This is a genomic window from Nocardioides sp. PD653-B2 (assembly GCF_002117935.1).
GTDB lineage: Bacteria > Actinomycetota > Actinomycetes > Propionibacteriales > Nocardioidaceae > Nocardioides.
Map to the genome: position 1 here is coordinate 37447 of NZ_BDJE01000034.1, position 16495 is coordinate 53941.

The window sequence follows — 16495 nt, forward strand, 5'->3', positions numbered from 1 at the left end:
CATGTGCGCATGTTCACCAAGGTGCTGGTTGCCAACCGTGGCGAGATCGCGATCCGCGCCTTCCGCGCGGCGTACGAGGTCGGCGCGCGGACGGTCGCCGTCTTCCCGTACGAGGACCGCTGGTCGGAGCACCGGCTCAAGGCCGACGAGGCCTACGAGATCGGCGAGCGCGGCCACCCGGTGCGCGCCTACCTCGACCCCGAGGCCATCGTCGCCGTGGCGCTCCGCGCGGGTGCCGACGCGGTCTACCCCGGCTACGGGTTCCTCTCGGAGAACCCCGCGCTCGCCGAGGCCTGCGCCAACGCCGGCATCACGTTCATCGGTCCCACCGCCGAGGTGCTGACCCTGACGGGCAACAAGGCCCGGGCCATCGCGGCGGCCAAGGCGGCCGGCGTACCGACCCTCGCGTCGGTCGACCCCTCCACCGACGTCGACGCCCTGGTCGAGTCGGCCGCGGAGATGCCGTACCCGCTCTTCGTGAAGGCCGTCGCCGGCGGCGGCGGCCGCGGCATGCGCAGGGTCGACGACCCGAAGGACCTGCGCGAGGCCGTCGAGACCTGCATGCGTGAGGCCGAGGGCGCCTTCGGCGACCCGACCGTCTTCATCGAGCAGGCGGTCGTCGAGCCCCGCCACATCGAGGTGCAGATCCTCGCCGACGGCGCCGGCAACGTGATCCACCTCTTCGAGCGCGACTGCTCGGTGCAGCGCCGCCACCAGAAGGTCATCGAGATCGCGCCGGCCCCCAACCTCGACCCGGCGATCCGGGACAGCATGTGCGCCGACGCCGTGCGCTTCGCCCAGGAGATCGGCTACCGCAACGCCGGCACCGTCGAGTTCCTGCTCGACCGCGACGGCAACTACGTCTTCATCGAGATGAACCCGCGGATCCAGGTCGAGCACACGGTCACCGAGGAGGTCACCGACGTCGACCTGGTGCAGTCGCAGCTGCGGATCGCCTCCGGCGAGACCCTCGACGACCTGGGGCTCTCGCAGGACACCGTCCAGCTCCGCGGCGCCGCCCTCCAGTGCCGGATCACCACCGAGGACCCGGCCAACAACTTCCGGCCCGACACCGGCGTGATCACGACGTACCGCTCCCCCGGCGGCGGCGGTGTCCGCCTCGACGGCGGCACGGTCTACACCGGTGCCGAGGTCTCCGCCCACTTCGACTCGATGCTCGCCAAGCTCACCTGTCGCGCCCGGACCTTCGACAAGGCCGTCGAGAAGGCGCGCCGCGCGGTGGCGGAGTTCCGCATCCGGGGCGTCTCCACCAACATCCCGTTCCTCCAGGCGGTGCTCGCCGACCCCGACTTCGCGGCCGGCCACGTCACCACGTCGTTCATCGAGACCCACCCGCAGCTGCTCCAGGCCCGGGGCACCGGCGACCGCGGCAGCAAGATCCTCAACTACCTCGCCGACGTCACCGTCAACCAGCCGTACGGCGCGGCGCCGGTCAGCGTCGACCCGGCGACGAAGCTCCCCGAGGTCAACCTCCAGGTGCCCGCGCCGGACGGCAGCCGGCAGCTGCTGCTCGAGGTCGGCCCGGAGGAGTTCGCCCGGCGGCTGCGCGCGCAGAAGGACGTCGCGGTGACCGACACGACCTTCCGTGACGCCCACCAGAGCCTGCTCGCCACCCGGGTCCGCACCCGCGACCTGCTGACCGTCGCCGGCCACGTCGCGCGCACGACGCCGCAGCTCTGGTCGCTCGAGGCCTGGGGCGGCGCGACGTACGACGTGGCGCTGCGCTTCCTCGCCGAGGACCCGTGGGAGCGGCTGGCCGCCCTGCGCCAGGCGGTCCCGAACATCTGCCTCCAGATGCTGCTCCGCGGCCGCAACACGGTCGGCTACACGCCGTACCCGACCGACGTGACCAACGCGTTCGTCGAGGAGGCGGCGGCCACCGGCATCGACGTCTTCCGGATCTTCGACGCGCTCAACGACGTCGAGCAGATGCGTCCGGCGATCGAGGCCGTGCGCGCGACCGGCACCGCGGTGGCCGAGGTCGCGCTCTGCTACACCGGCGACCTCTCCGACCCGGACGAGACGCTCTACACGCTCGACTACTACCTGGAGCTGGCCGACCGGATCGTCGACGCCGGCGCCCACGTGCTCGCGATCAAGGACATGGCGGGCCTGCTGCGCGTGCCCGCGGCCCGCACGCTGGTGACCGCGCTGCGCGAGCGGTTCGACCTGCCGGTCCACCTGCACACCCACGACACGCCGGGCGGCCAGCTCGCGACCCTGCTCGCCGCGATCGATGCAGGCGTCGACGCCGTCGACGCCGCGACCGCGTCGATGGCCGGCACCACCTCGCAGCCCGCCCTCTCCGCCCTCGTGTCGGCGACCGACCACGGGCCGCGCGAGACCGGGCTCTCGCTCGAGGCGATCTGCGCACTGGAGCCCTACTGGGAGGCGACCCGCCGCGTCTACGCGCCGTTCGAGTCCGGCCTGCCGTCCCCGACCGGGCGCGTCTACACGCACGAGATCCCCGGCGGCCAGCTCTCCAACCTGCGCCAGCAGGCGATCGCGCTCGGCCTGGGCGAGAAGTTCGAGCAGATCGAGGACATGTACGCCGCGGCCAACGACATCCTCGGCAACATCGTCAAGGTCACGCCGTCCTCCAAGGTCGTCGGCGACCTGGCCCTGCACCTCGTCGCCGTCGGCGCCGACCCGGCCGAGTTCGCGGAGGACCCGGGCAAGTTCGACATCCCCGACTCGGTGATCGGCTTCCTCAACGGCGAGCTCGGGGACCCGCCCGGCGGCTGGCCCGAGCCGTTCCGCAGCAAGGCGCTCGAGGGTCGCACCCACAAGCCGCCCGCCGAGGAGATCACCGACGCGCAGCGCGACGCGCTGGCCGCCGAGCCCGGCACCACCAGCACCGTCCGCCGCCGGATGCTCAACGAGCTGCTCTTCCCCGGCCCCACCCAGGACTTCCTCGAGTCGCGCGAGACGTACGGCGACCTCTCGGTGCTGCCGACGATCGACTACCTCTACGGCCTGCGCCGGGGCGACGAGCACGAGGTCGAGATCGAGGAGGGCAAGACGCTCATCCTCGGCGTGCAGTCGATCAGCGAGCCCGACGAGCGCGGCATCCGTACGGTGATGGCGCTCATCAACGGCCAGCTCCGGCCGGTCAACGTCCGCGACCGCAGCGTCGCCTCCGAGGTCGCGACCGCCGAGAAGGCCGACACGTCGAAGCCCGGCCAGGTCGCCGCGCCGTTCCAGGGCGTCGTCACGATCGTGGTCGCCGAGGGTGACACCGTCGCCGCCGGCGACACGGTGGCGACGATCGAGGCGATGAAGATGGAGGCCGCGATCACGGCGCCGGTCGCCGGCACCGTCGAGCGGCTGGCGCTCTCCGGCACGCAGGCCGTCGACGGCGGCGACCTGGTCCTGGTCTTGTCCTGACCGAACAGCGCAATTGCGCGGTTGTGACCGGGTGGGCGCGCGTTCCCGTGTCCGAACAGCGCAATTGCGCGGTTGCGACCCGGTAGGCACGCGTTCCCCTGTCCGAACAGCGCAATTGCGCGGTTGCGACCAGGTAGGCACGCGTTCCCCTGTCCGAACAGCGCAATTGCGCGGTTGCGACCACGTCGGTACGCGTTTCCCGGCCCGAACAGCGCAATTGCGCGGTTGCGACCAGGAAGGCAGGCGTTCCCCGGCCCAAGCAGCGCAATTGCGCGGTTGCGACCACGTACGCACGCGTTCCCGTGCCCGAACAGCGCAAGTGCGCGATTGCGACGGCCCGCACCCGGCTACCCTCGAAGGACATGGTCAACTCGCGCAGGCTGCTGAACGTCGGACGTGTCCTCGAAGCGGCCGAAGCCGCCTCCCCGGTCGAGGCGGTAGGAGCCGTCGCCCGCGAGCTGGGCCTCGCCTTCGGGGCGGTGTCCGTCTCATTCCTCATCTCGGACCTGTCCGGGCGCGCGCTGGTGCGGCTCGCGCACGTGCCGCTCCCCGGCGGCTCCCTCGACCCCGGCGAGCGTCGCGACGAGGACGAGTCCGCGACGGTCCTGCCGTTCGACGGCGGGCCCCCGGAGCAGGCGGTCCGCACCCAGAGCGTGCAGGTGCTGCCGCCGGACCCGGCCGCGGCCGACGACGTCGCCGGGCTGTGGGGCGTGCTGGCCCCGGTGACCGAGCGCGGCGAGAGCATCGGCCTGCTGGAGCTCTACCTGCCCGAGGAGCCGCCCCCGGACGTCGTCGCCGAGGTCGCGCAGGTCGCGCATCTCCTCGCGTTCGTCGTCATCGCCAACCGTCGACACACGGACCTGTTCGAGTGGGGTCAGCGCACCCGGGCCTTCAGCCTGTCCGCCGAGATCCAGCAGCGGCTGCTGCCCGAGGCACAGACCTGTGAGGCCGCCGCCTTCACGCTCGCCGGATGGCTGGAACCCGCGGCGCGCATCGGCGGGGACACCTTCGACTACAGCCTGGCCCGGGACCTGCTGCACCTGTCGCTGACCGACGCGATGGGGCACGGCGTCGACGCGGCGCTGACCGCCTCCACCTGCCTGGCCGGCCTGCGAGGTGCCCGGCGGCGGGGCCTGACCCTGCTCGAGCAGGCCCGGGCGACCAACAGCGCCCTGGCCGAGCACACCCCCGAGGGCCGGGACGACTTCGTGACCGGGCTGGTCGGCCGGCTCGACCTCACGACGGGGCGTCTCGAGCTCGTCAACGCGGGACACGTCTCGCCGTACCTGCTCCGCGGCGGGGCCCTCACGACCCTGGAGCTCGCGATCGACCTGCCCTTCGGCCTGTTCGCCGACAGCGACTACCGCAGCACCGTCGTGCAGCTGGAGGCCGGCGACCGGCTGGTGCTCATCACCGACGGCATGCTGGAGCGCAACGTGGCGTCCCTCGACCTGCCGGGCGCGATCCGGGAGGGCACCGGGCTCCACCCCCGGGAGGTGGTCCGCGCCCTGGCCGACAGCGCCCTCGTCGCGGCCGGCCACGCCCTCCAGGACGATGCCACCCTGCTGTGCCTGGACTGGCACGGCCGGCACGACGTATCCAGGAACGCGGTGTCCGGAGCAGAGCCGGAGCGGGCGAGCGACGCCCTGCCGCCTACGCAGGAGTCACGATCACGTTGACCGCCCGCAGGTCGACGTCTCCGGTCGCGGTGTAGCGGTGGGGTACGTCGGCCGGCCACCGGACGTGTCCCCCGGCCGAGGCCTCGAGCGACTCCTCGCCGTACTCGACCCGGCAACCGCCCGCCAGGACGAGCAGCTGCTCCACGACGCCGGGGGCGTGCGCCGGGGAGCTCCGGGTGGTGCCGGCCGCGACACGGAGCAGGTAGACCTCGGACGTCGCCCCCGCCGTGTGCTCGGTGTGCAGCAGCACCCCCTCGAAGCCGTCGTCGGCGATCACCGACCCGGCCCGGAAGTCCACGAGTGCCGCCAGGGGTACGCCGAGCGGCCCGGCGACGGCGTACAGGGTCTCGAGCGTGGGGTTGCGCTGCCCGGTCTCGAGCTCGGAGAGCGAGCCCTTGCCGATGCCGGCCGCGTCGGCCAGGGCCGACAGGGACAGGCCGCGCTCGGTCCGGAGCGCCCGGACCCGGGCGCCAACCTCGGCTCGTGGACCGCTCCCCGCCATTGGCGTCTCCCTGTGTAGCCTGCGTTCTGTTTACAGAACGGAGTCTGCCATGACCCAGGCCGCCACGACACACCACGAGGGCACCCCCGTCGTCGCCGGGATCGTCACGGCGCTCGTCGGCTCCAGCAGCTCCTTCGTCGTGGTGCTCGCCGGCCTGACCGCCGTGGGGGCGAGCCCCGCGCAGGCCGCGTCCGGCCTGCTCGCCCTCCTCGTCACGCAGGCGCTCGGCATGTTGTGGCTCGCCGTCCGTCACCGCACCCCGATCACGCTCGCCTGGTCGACGCCGGGAGCAGCGCTGCTCGTCTCGACGGGCGCGGTCACCGGCGGCTGGGCGGCCGCCGTGGGCGCCTTCGCGGTCGCCGGCGGCCTGATCGTGCTCACCGGCCTGGTCCCGGCACTGGGCGAGCTGATCGCCCGGATCCCCGTCTCCCTGGCCCGCGCGATGCTCGCCGGCGTCCTGCTGCCGATCTGCCTGGAGCCGGTCACCGGGCTCGCGGACTCGCCGGCGTACGTCGGTCCGGTCGTGCTCGCCTGGGTGGTGATGCACCGCGTCTCGCGGCGCTGGGCGGTGCCGGTCGCGCTCGCCGTCGCGCTGCTCGTCGTGGTCGTGACGGCCGGGTCGTCGGTCGCGCCCGCCGACCTGCTCCCGACGGTCACCTGGACCACGCCGCACTGGACGGTCGCGGCCGTGGTGAGCATCGCGATCCCGCTCTACATCGTCACCATGGCCTCCCAGAACGTGCCCGGCGTGGCGGTCACCTCGAGCTTCGGCTACCAGGTGCCGTGGCGCGAGACCATGACGGTCACCGGGATCGGCACCCTGGTCGGCGCCCCCTTCGGCGGGCACGCGATCAACCTCGCGGCGATCACCGCTGCGATGACCGCCGGACCGATGGCCGGACCCGACCGCGGCCGGCGGTGGATCGCCGCGGTGACGGCGTCGGCGACCTACCTGGCGCTGGCCCTCGCCTGCGGTGCCCTGACCGCCCTGGTCGCGGCCGCCCCCGGCGACGTCATGCAGGCGGCTGCCGGGCTGGCGCTGCTCGGCACGCTCGGCTCGGCGCTGGCCGGCGCCCTCGCCGACGAGCACGACCGCGAGGTGGCCGTCGTGTGCTTCGTGGTCGCCGCCTCCGGCGTCACGATCCTGGGCGTCGGCGCCGCCTTCTGGGCACTGCTCGCCGGCCTGGTGCTGCGGCCCCTGCTGCGGCCGGGCGGCGTCAGCCGACCTTGAAGGTCACCCAGGTCGAGCGCAGCGCGAGCATCGAGCGGAAGGTGTCGCCCGAGACCACGGCCCTGCCGGCGCTGCCGGTCAGCGTGATCGAGCGGACCCGGCCGCCCCAGTCACCGTTGCCGTCCCGGCTGGTCACCGCGATCTTCGTCAGGTTGCCGACCGAGGGCCAGGTGCGCTCGATGAGACCGTCGTCGACCTTCTGCGACCAGGTGTGCACGGGGTTGCCGGACCAGCCGTCGTAGGGGTCCTTCTTGGCCGGCAGGTACGACACCGACCCGGCCGAGGTCCACCCGCCGCTGCTCGACGCGAACTGGGTGAACGCCGGCTCGCCGCCCGACAGCAGGATCCGGCGGGCCGTGGCGTCGACGGCGCGGTTGGAGGCGTCGTACTCGGCGCTGTAGCCGCCGTACACCTGGCACGACGTGGTGTCGCAGAGCTGGTAGGCGCTCGACTGCGGGTGCTTGCGCTCGTACGCCGCGTAGGTGCGCGCCGCGACCGCCTGCGCGCGCACCGCCTCGGGGCTCCACGACGCGGGGATCTCCAGCGGCACGACGCCCTTGAGGTAGCTCTCGAGGCTGAGGTCGTTGACGGTCACCCGCGACCCGGACGACGTGACGGCCCGCAGCCGGCCGCGGTAGGCGCGCTCGCCGCCGGGCGTGACCAGCGTGATCGGGTCGCCCGCGGCGTAGAACTCGCCGTCGCCCTTCAGCACCTTCCAGCGGTGCCACTTCTGGGTGCGGAAGGACACCCGGTTGACGCCGTCCTTGCCGATGTCGACCTTCCAGCGCGAGGCACCGTTGTCGGGCAGCGCGACCCGCTCCCCACCGGCCGTGTCGCGCACGGTCAGCCCCGAGCGCGGCTCGACGATCAGGTCATCGGTGGTGTCGGCGCTGATCAGCACGGTGACCCGGCCCTTGCCGGTGCCCCAGGTGGTGCCGGGGTAGTAGAACTCGGCGATCTGGGTGTAGGTCAGGCCCTCGCGGGCGGCGCCCTCGGCGCCGTACTGCGACATGCCGTGGCCGTGGCCGTAGCCGTGCCCCTTGATCGTGATGGTGGCGTCGCCCGGGACCTTCCAGACGTCCGTCGCGGTGGCGGCGTCGGCCGGGGCGAGGATGCCGCTCAGCGTGAGCAGGCCCGCCGTGAGCAGGGTCGAGAGCGCGCGCATGAAGGACTTCCGGGACGGGTGTGACGGATGTGAAACCCAAGCGCATCACGGGTCACAGCAGTCCCGCAATGCGTGCGGGCGAACTACAGATCTGTAGTTCAGCTGATGGTGAAGAGCGTGGACCTGAGGCCGAGGTAGGAGCGGAACTGCGAGCCCGTCGCGTGCACGCTGCCCTCGGTCCCGGTCACGAGCACCTCGGTCACGCGGCCACCGTTCGGGCCGTTGCCATCGCGCTCGGTGACCTCGACCGACACCAGGTCCCCCAGCCCCGTCCAGTGCCGGGTCACCTGGTCGCCGGTGAAGGTCGTGGCGTGCGGGTCATCGGGGTAGCCGTGGTCGTAGGGATCTTCCTCGGGCACCAGATAGGGGTAGCCACCGTCGACGCTGTAGCCGCCGTTGCTGGCAGAGAACTGGGCGAAGATCGGGGCGCCGCCGTACGTCAGGATCTCGCCGGCGGTCGCCTTCACGGCGGCGTCCGTCGCGGACGTCTCGGCACCGACCCCGCCGTACATCTGGCAGGCCGCGGTGTCGCACAGGTCGTAGTCGCGGCTGGCGGGGACGTTGCCGCGCTCGAACACGGCGTAGGTGCGCGCGGCGACCGCCTGCGCACGGAGCGCGTCGGCGGGCCACGAGGCGAACACCTCCTGGGACAAGACGCCGCGCAGGTAGGCGTCGATGCCGACCACGTTGACCGCACCGGCCTCGGTCAGCCGGATCGCGCCGCGGTAGGTCGAGCCGCCGTCCAGGGTCAGGGGCTGGTTGCCCGCGGACAGCTCGGCGTCGCCCTTCGGCTTCTTCCAGTCGCGCCACGAGGTGGTCCGGTAGGAGATCAGCGACCGGGCGCCCGCGGGCGTGACCCGCCACTTCTTCACGGTCTTGCCGTCGCGCTTCGTGGGCAGCGTCCACGTCCGGCCGTTGCCGAGGCTGTGCGCCTTCAGGCCGGACCGTGCGGCGACGACCACCGAGCCCTCCGGAGCCGCGGTGAGCAGCACCCGGATGGTCCCGCCGGCGGTGCCCCAGGAGGTGCTCGGGTAGTAGTGCTGGACGATCTCCCGGTAGGTCTGCCCGTCCGTCGCACGATTGCGGGCGCCGTACTGCGACAGGCCCTTGCCGTGGCCGTTGCCCAGTGTCGTGACGGTGATGCTCGCGGGTTCGCGGTCGGGCGCGGCCTGCGCGGGAAGCGCGATCAGCGCCGTCACCGCGGCGGCGAGCAGGGACATGGCGAGCCGTCGAACCATGGGCACTCCCGAGAGTCAGGCGTCAGATGTGGTGCAGACGACGAGCGGCTTCGGCGATCGAACCGCTCATCGACGGGTACACCGTAAACGCCTGAGCGAGCTGATCGGTTGTCAAGGACTCCGCGACGGCGATCGAGACCGGGTGGATGAGCTCGCTCGCGCGGGGCCCGACGACCACTCCCCCGACGATGATGCCGGTGCCGGGACGGCAGATCAGCTTCACGAACCCGTCCCGGACGCCCTGCATCTTCGCGCGCGGGTTGCCGGACAGCGGCAGGGTGACCACCTCGGCCTGGATCTCTCCCGCGTCGACGGCCTGCTGCGACCACCCGACGGTGGCGATCTCGGGGGCGGTGAAGACGTTGGACGAGACCTTCTTGAGGTCGAGCGGGTGCACGGTGTCGCCGAGGAAGTGCCACATCGCGATCCGGCCCTGCATCGCGGCGACGCTCGCGAGCATGAGCACGCCGGTGCAGTCGCCGGCGGCGTAGACCCCGCGGGCCGACGTACGCGACACGCGGTCGACGTTGACGAACCCGCCGTCCGTGAGGATGACCCCCGACTCCTCCAGCCCCATGTCGGCCGTGTTGGGGACCGAGCCGAGGGCGAGGATGCAGTGCGAACCCTGGACGGTACGACCGTCGGTGAGCGTCACCGTGACGACGTCGCCGTCCCGGGTCACCGACTCCATGCGGGACTTGGACAGGACCTTCATCCCGCGACGGGTGAGGACGTCCTCGAGCACCTTGGACGCGTCGGCGTCCTCGCCGGGCAGCACGCGGTCGCGGGAGGAGACGAGCGTGACGGGGATGCCGAGGTTGAGGTAGGCGCTGGCGAACTCGGCGCCGGTGACGCCGGAGCCGACCACGATCAGCTCGGTCGGGGCCTCGCTGAGGTCGTAGACCTGCTCCCAGGTGAGGATCCGCTCGCCGTCCGGCTGGGCGGTCGGCAGCGTGCGCGGCGAGGCGCCGGTGGCGAGCAGGACGGCGTCGGCGCGCAGGATCTCCTCGCCGCCGTCGGGCTTGGTGACCAGCACGCGGTCGGGGCCGGCCAGGCTGCCGCGGCCCTGGACCACCGTGACGCCGTCGCGGGTCAGCCGGCGGCCGATGTCGGCGGACTGGTCGGCGGCCAGCTGCTTGACCCGGGTGTTCACCCGGCCGAGGTCGACCCGGATCCCGGTGGCGGCGTCGCCCTCGGAGTCGTGGAAGTTCACCCCGAGCTCGGCGGCGCCGGAGAGGTCGCTCATCACCTCGGCGGTCGCGATCAGGGTCTTGCTGGGCACGCAATCGGTGAGGACCGCGGAGCCGCCGACCCCGTCGGTGTCGACGACGGTGACCTGGGCGCCGAGCTGGGCGGCGACGTGAGCGGCCTCGTACCCCCCGGGGCCACCCCCGATGATGACGACGCGTTCGCTCACTCGGTCATTCCTCTCGTCTCCCTGGGTCTCGTTACACCGCATCGCGGCTTCGTTCCTCAGCCCCGGCGGCACTCGACCTCGTCGCCCGAGGCAGCCGACTCGCAGGCTCGGTGCCTGCTGGCCTCAGAGGTTGATCATGTGGCCGGCGATGCCCTCGATGGCTTCCTTCATGGCCTCGCCGAGCGTCGGGTGGGCGAAGACGTTGCGCGCGACCTCGTCGGCGGTGAGGTCCCACTGCTGGGCCAGCGTCAGCGCCGGCAGCAGCTCGGTGACCTCGGGGCCGATCATGTGGGCGCCGACGATCTCGTTGAACTCGGCGTCGGCCACGATCTTCACGAAGCCGACTCCCTCGGCCATGCCGCGGGCCTTGCCGTTGGCGGAGAACGGGAACGTCGAGACCTTGACGTCGTACCCCTTCTCCTTGGCCTGCTCCTCGGTGTAGCCGAACGACGCGATCTGCGGCTGGCAGAACGTCGCGCGGGGGATCATGTCGTAGTTGATCTCGACCGTCTCGGCGCCGGCGATCGTCTCGGCGGCGACCACACCCATCGCCTCGGCGGTGTGGGCGAGCATCAGCTTGCCGGTCACGTCGCCGATCGCGTAGATGTTGTCGACGTTGGTGCGGCCGCGGGAGTCGATCTCGATGGCGCCGCGGTCGGTGAGCTTGACGCCTGCGGCGTCGAGACCGTAGCCCTCGACCCGCGGCGCGAAGCCGATCGCCTGGAGGACCTTGTCGGCCTCGAGGGTCTCCTGGTTGCCGTCCTTGCTGACGACGACCTTGACCTTCTCGCCGCTGTCGTCGATCGACTCGACCTTGGTGGACAGCAGCACCTTCACGCCGAGCTTCTTGTACTGCTTGAGCAGCTCCTTGGACACGTCCGGGTCCTCGGTCGGCACCATCCGGTCGAGGAACTCGACGATCGTCACGTCGACGCCGAAGTTGACCATCACGTAGGCGAACTCGACGCCGATCGCGCCGGAGCCGGCGATGATGATCGACCCGGGCAGCTGGTCGGTGAGGATCTGCTCCTCGTACGTCACGACCCGGTCGCTGAGCGTCGTACCGGGGATCAGGCGGGTCTTCGCGCCGGTGCCGATGATCAGGTTGTCGAACGTGTACGACGTCTTCGTGCCGTCCTTGTCGACCTCGAGCTCGGTGGGGCTCGTGAGGGTGCCCCAGCCGTCGATCTCGGTGATCTTGTTCTTCTTCATCAGGTAGTGGACGCCCTTGGCGCTCGCCTCGGCGACGCCGCGGCTGCGCTTGTGGGTGGTGCCGTAGTCCATCGTCGCGTCGCCACTGATCCCGAAGACGTCCTTCTCCTTCGTGATGATGTGGGCGATCTCGGCGTTGCGCAGCAGCGCCTTCGACGGGATGCAACCGACGTTGAGACAGACACCTCCCCAGTACTTCTCCTCGACGACGGCGACCGTCTGGCCGAGCTGGGCGGCGCGGATCGCGGCGACGTACCCGCCGGGGCCGGCACCGAGGACAAGGACGTTGAAGTGCGTGGTCACGCCCGCCAGCCTACTGACGTGAGCGGGGACACACCCATCGGCTCTACTACTCTGCTCGCGTGACGCTCTACGCCGCCTACGGGACGAACCTCGATCCCGCCAGGATGGGCGAGCGGTGCCCGCACTCCCCGCTCTCGACGACCGGCTGGCTCCAGGGCTGGCGGCTCACCTTCGGGGGCGAGGAGCACGGCTGGGACGGCGCCCTCTCGACGATCGTCGAGGACCCGATCGACCAGGTGTTCGTCGCGGTCTACGACATCACCCGCGAGGACGAGTCGGCCCTCGATGGCTGGGAGGCCGCCGACCGCGGCCTCTACCGCAAGACGAAGGTCCGGGTCGCCACCCTGACCGGCGAGATCGTCGTGTGGACCTACGTCCTCGACGCCTACGAGGGCGGTCTCCCCTCCGCGTCGTACCTCGGCCTCCTCGCCGACGCCGCCGAGGCCGCTGACGCCCCCGCCGACTACGTCGCCGCCCTCCGCCGCCGCCCCTGCCGCTCCATCGGGATGTAGGGGGCGGCTGATGCCGAGGTGACCGATCGACGCCGCATGACGTCGCACTAGAGTCACCTCCGTGACGGACCCGGACACCCCCCACGCCCTCGCCCAGCAGGCCGGCGACGAGCTCGCCGAGCTGACCGGAGTGGAGCGCCACGACGTCGCGCTCGTCCTCGGTTCCGGCTGGCTGCCGGCGGTCGACGCCCTCGGCGAGGCGACCGCGGAGATCGCGACCACCGACCTGCCCGGCTTCTCGGCCGCGGCGGTGGCCGGCCACTCCGGCAAGATCCGCTCGGTCAGGGCGGGCGACAAGCAGCTGCTCGTCTTCCTGAGCCGCACCCACTTCTACGAGGGCAAGGGCGTCGCGGCGGTCGTGCACGGGGTGCGTACGGCGGCCGCGGCCGGGTGCCGGACCATCGTGCTGACCAACGGCTGCGGCGGGCTCAAGGAGACCTGGGAGCCCGGCACGCCGGTGCTCATCAGCGACCACATCAACCTCACCGGGAAGTCACCGATCGAGGGCGCCCACTTCGTCGACCTCACCGACCTCTACAGCAGCCGGCTCCGCGCCATGTGCCGCGAGGTCGATCCGAGCCTCGACGAGGGCGTCTACGTCCAGTTCCCCGGCCCCCACTACGAGACGCCCGCCGAGATCGGCATGGTGCGCGCGATCGGCGGCCACCTGGTCGGCATGAGCACGACGCTCGAGGCGATCGCCGCGCGCGAGGCCGGGATGGAGGTGCTCGGCATCAGCCTGGTGACCAACCTGGCCGCGGGCATCAGCGGCGAGCCGCTCAACCACGAGGAGGTGCTCGAGGCCGGACGCGCGGCGGCGTCGCGCATGGGCGAGCTCCTGGGTCGGATCGTCCCGCGGATCTGAGATGGCCGCGGCCGAGGAGACCCGCACCCGCCTCGTCGAGGCAGCCACCGAGGCGTTCGCCGAGCACGGCGTCTTCAGCGCCTCGCTGGTCGAGATCACCCGCCGCGCCGGGCAACGCAACCGGGGCGCCGTGCACTACCACTTCGGCTCCCGCGACGGCCTGCTCGTCGAGGTGCTCGAGCAGCACGCGGCGTTCCTCGCCGAGCGCGAGCGCGCGCTGCTCGCCCACGCCCGCACGACGCCCGCCGACGACATCGCCTCCGTGATCGAGGCGATCGTCCGCCCCTCGGTCGAGCTCGCCGAGACCGGACCGTCCGGTCGCCGGTACCTCGTCATCGTCGGCCAGCTGGTCGACGAGTTCGACCGGGTCTCCCCCCAGGTCGAGGAGGCGCTCGAACGCACCGGGGGCTACGCCGTCTACGCGCTGCTCGCGGAGCGACTCGCGGCGTACGACGAGGCGCTGCGCAACGAGCGGCTCGCCCTGGTGACCGGATTCATCCTGCGCTCGGTCGCCGACCGGGCCCGCGCCACCGAGAGAACGACCCCGGGGCGCCCGCAGCTGACGACGGAGCGGTTCGTCGCGAACCTGGTCTCGATGGCTACCGGGATGGCGACCGCACCCATGGACGAATCGCGAGGCCTCTGAGCACCGGCCCCGCGATCCGGCTGGATCGGGCGCGGTTCGCCGGGCCCCGCGAGAGCCCGGATAGCCTTCCCGCGTGAAGGTCCTCCTCAGCGGCGCCGCCGGCAGCATCGGCCGGGCGCTCACCCTCGGCCTCGTCGACCGCGGGCACGAGATCGTCGGGTTCGACCGCGTCCCGCAGCCCGAGGGACACGTCGGTCCCTGGTACACCGGCGACTGCGCCGACCCGGATGCCGTCGCCGAGGTCTTCGACGAGGAGCACTTCGACGCGGTCGTCCACATGGCCGGCCACCCCGGCGAGGCCAGCCTCCCCGACTCGCTGACGTCGCACGTGGTCACGACCGCGGCACTGCTCGACGCGATGGTCGAGCACGACGTCACCCGGATCGTCTACGGCGGCTCCAACCACGCGGTCGGCCGGACGCCGCGCACCGAGCTGCTCGGGATCGACGTCCCCCCGCGGCCGGACACGTTCTACGGCGTCAGCAAGGTCGCCGCCGAGGCCCTGATGAGCCTGTACGCCGACCGCTACGGCATCGACGCGGTGTCCTGCCGGATCGGCTCCTTCCTCGAGCGGCCGGAGACGGTGCGCCACCTGGCGACCTGGCTCTCCCCCGACGACTGCGTGCGGATGGTCGACGCCGCCCTGACCGCCACCGCGCCCGGCTTCGCCGTCCTCTACGGCATCTCGGACAACACCCGCGCCTGGTGGGACCTCGAGCCCGGCCGCGCCCTCGGCTACGAGCCGCAGGACGACGCCGAGGACTTCCTCTCCTCGGTCCGGCCCGGTCCGTCGGACGAGGCGGAGGCCGGCCACGTCGGCGGCCCGTACGCCACCGCCGAGTTCGAGCGGCCGGCGCTCGACCGCTCGTCTTGACCTGGAGTGCACTCCAGGAGTGACACTGGCCGGGTGAGCTACTCCATCGCCCAGGCCGCCTCCGCGACCGCCCTGACGCCCGACACGCTGCGCTACTACGAGCGCGACGGGCTGATGCTGCAGCCGGTCGGCCGCTCGACGACCGGCCACCGCCGCTACACCGACGCCGACCTGCGCTGGATCGGCCTGCTCAACTGCCTGCGCGGCACCGGCATGCCGATCCGCGACGTACGCCGCTACGCCGCGCTGGTCCGTCAGGGCGAGGGCAACGAGCAAGCTCGGCTCGACCTGCTCCGTGCGCACCGCCACCACGTGCTCGCCCAGCTGGCCGAGGTGCAGGAGCACCTCGGCGCGATCGACCGCAAGATCGGCATCTACATCGACAAGGTGGACGCCGCACTTGACCTGGGGCGCACTCCAACCGTTTGAGTAGTGCCATGACCATCCAGAAGCGCACCCTCGGGACCACCTCCCCGCTCGCCGTCTCCCAGCTCGGCCTCGGCTGCATGGGCATGTCGGAGTTCTACGGCACCAGCGACGAGGCCTCGGGGATCGAGACCATCCACCGCGCCCTCGACCTCGGCGTGACCTTCCTCGACACCGCGGACATGTACGGCCCGTTCACCAACGAGCAGCTGGTCGGCAAGGCGATCGCCGGCCGACGTGACGAGGTCCAGCTCGCGACCAAGTTCGGCAACGAGCGGCTGCCCGACGGCACCCGCCTCGGCATCAACGGTTCGCCGGAGTACGTGCGGTCGGCGTGCGACGCCTCCCTCCAGCGGCTCGGCGTCGACCACATCGACCTCTACTACCAGCACCGCGTCGACCGGAGCGTCCCGATCGAGGAGACCGTGGGCGCGATGGCCGAGCTCGTCGCTGCCGGCAAGGTCCGTCACCTCGGGCTCTCCGAGGCCTCCGCCTCGACCATCCGCAAGGCGCACGCCACGCACCCGATCACCGCACTGCAGAGCGAGTACTCGCTCTTCACCCGCGACCTCGAGGACGAGATCATGCCGACCCTCCGCGAGCTCGGCATCGGCCTGGTGCCGTACTCCCCGCTCGGGCGCGGCATCCTCACCGGCGCCATCACCTCCGAGGCCAACCTGGAGGAGAACGACTCGCGTCGCTCGGCGTACTTCCCCCGTCTCAACGGCGAGGGCCTGCGCGCCAACCTCGAGCTCGTCGACCGGATCCGCGCGATCGCCGACCACAAGGGCTGCACGCCCGGCCAGCTCGCGCTCGCCTGGGTGCTCGCCCAGGGCGACGACGAGCTGGGGGTCGCGCCGATCCCCGGCACCAAGCGCGTGGCCTACCTCGAGGAGAACGTCGGTGCCGCCGACGTCGAGCTCACCTACGACGACCTGGCGGCGCTCGACCAGGCCGTCCCCCGGGACGCCGTGGTCGGCGAGCGGTACGGCGACATGAGCTCGATCGACGCCTGAG

Annotated in this window: 14 protein-coding genes; 9 read left to right on the forward strand and 5 right to left on the reverse strand. The window is 72.0% G+C overall.

Annotated elements, in window-relative coordinates; all coding sequences use genetic code 11:
* The first annotated feature begins 9 nt into the window (after positions 1–9).
* The gene (locus PD653B2_RS15220) at positions 10–3408 is read left to right on the forward strand and encodes a pyruvate carboxylase (RefSeq protein ID WP_085873236.1); all 3399 of its coding nucleotides are present in this window, start codon (positions 10–12) and stop codon (positions 3406–3408) included.
* Between the two features lie 362 nt (positions 3409–3770).
* Entirely contained in the window at positions 3771–5087 is a 1317-nt protein-coding gene (locus PD653B2_RS15225) for a PP2C family protein-serine/threonine phosphatase (RefSeq protein WP_085873237.1), read from the forward strand.
* On the opposite strand, the gene PD653B2_RS15230 is transcribed toward PD653B2_RS15225, so the two are convergent.
* Positions 5062–5589, reverse strand: a complete 528-nt coding sequence (locus tag PD653B2_RS15230) for an XRE family transcriptional regulator (protein WP_085873238.1) — start codon at positions 5587–5589, stop codon at positions 5062–5064. The two genes, PD653B2_RS15225 and PD653B2_RS15230, sit on opposite strands and share 26 nt — an antisense overlap.
* A 49-nt stretch (positions 5590–5638) precedes the next feature.
* On the opposite strand from PD653B2_RS15230, the gene PD653B2_RS15235 reads away from it, so the two are divergent.
* The gene (locus PD653B2_RS15235) at positions 5639–6820 is read left to right on the forward strand and encodes a benzoate/H(+) symporter BenE family transporter (RefSeq protein ID WP_085873239.1); all 1182 of its coding nucleotides are present in this window, start codon (positions 5639–5641) and stop codon (positions 6818–6820) included.
* Here PD653B2_RS15235 and PD653B2_RS15240 read toward each other — a convergent pair.
* The 4 genes from PD653B2_RS15240 to lpdA form a co-directional block, all read right to left on the reverse strand.
* Complete coding sequence (locus tag PD653B2_RS15240; protein WP_085873240.1) at positions 6807–7985, reverse strand: SpoIID/LytB domain-containing protein; 1179 nt, start codon at positions 7983–7985, stop codon at positions 6807–6809. The two genes, PD653B2_RS15235 and PD653B2_RS15240, sit on opposite strands and share 14 nt — an antisense overlap.
* Positions 7986–8083: 98 nt before the next feature.
* The gene (locus tag PD653B2_RS15245; RefSeq protein ID WP_085873241.1) at positions 8084–9223 is read right to left on the reverse strand and encodes a SpoIID/LytB domain-containing protein; all 1140 of its coding nucleotides are present in this window, start codon (positions 9221–9223) and stop codon (positions 8084–8086) included.
* 22 nt (positions 9224–9245) lie between these two features.
* A complete protein-coding gene (locus tag PD653B2_RS15250; protein ID WP_242665298.1) occupies positions 9246–10640 on the reverse strand; it encodes an NAD(P)H-quinone dehydrogenase in 1395 nt (464 codons plus the stop codon).
* Between the two features lie 123 nt (positions 10641–10763).
* Positions 10764–12155, reverse strand: a complete 1392-nt coding sequence (gene lpdA, locus PD653B2_RS15255; RefSeq protein ID WP_085873243.1) for a dihydrolipoyl dehydrogenase — start codon at positions 12153–12155, stop codon at positions 10764–10766.
* 59 nt (positions 12156–12214) lie between these two features.
* Here lpdA and PD653B2_RS15260 point away from each other — a divergent pair, with 59 nt between their 5' ends.
* The 6 genes from PD653B2_RS15260 to PD653B2_RS15285 all read left to right on the forward strand — a co-directional run bounded on the left by PD653B2_RS15260 (position 12215) and on the right by PD653B2_RS15285 (position 16494).
* On the forward strand, positions 12215–12667 hold the full coding sequence (locus PD653B2_RS15260; RefSeq protein ID WP_085873244.1) for a gamma-glutamylcyclotransferase family protein: 453 nt from the start codon (positions 12215–12217) through the stop codon (positions 12665–12667).
* A 61-nt stretch (positions 12668–12728) separates the two neighbouring features.
* On the forward strand, positions 12729–13532 hold the full coding sequence (locus tag PD653B2_RS15265; RefSeq protein ID WP_085873245.1) for a purine-nucleoside phosphorylase: 804 nt from the start codon (positions 12729–12731) through the stop codon (positions 13530–13532).
* A 1-nt stretch (position 13533) separates the two neighbouring features.
* Complete coding sequence (locus tag PD653B2_RS15270; protein ID WP_085873246.1) at positions 13534–14178, forward strand: TetR/AcrR family transcriptional regulator; 645 nt, start codon at positions 13534–13536, stop codon at positions 14176–14178.
* Between the two features lie 73 nt (positions 14179–14251).
* Positions 14252–15052: an NAD-dependent epimerase/dehydratase family protein gene (locus PD653B2_RS15275; protein WP_085873247.1), complete on the forward strand. Its 801-nt coding sequence runs from the start codon at positions 14252–14254 to the stop codon at positions 15050–15052.
* 33 nt (positions 15053–15085) lie between these two features.
* Positions 15086–15481, forward strand: a complete 396-nt coding sequence (locus tag PD653B2_RS15280; RefSeq protein ID WP_207559228.1) for a MerR family transcriptional regulator — start codon at positions 15086–15088, stop codon at positions 15479–15481.
* A gap of 8 nt (positions 15482–15489) precedes the next feature.
* Positions 15490–16494, forward strand: coding sequence for an aldo/keto reductase (locus PD653B2_RS15285; protein WP_085873249.1), 1005 nt, complete (start codon positions 15490–15492; stop codon positions 16492–16494).
* The last annotated feature ends 1 nt before the right edge of the window (position 16495 follow it).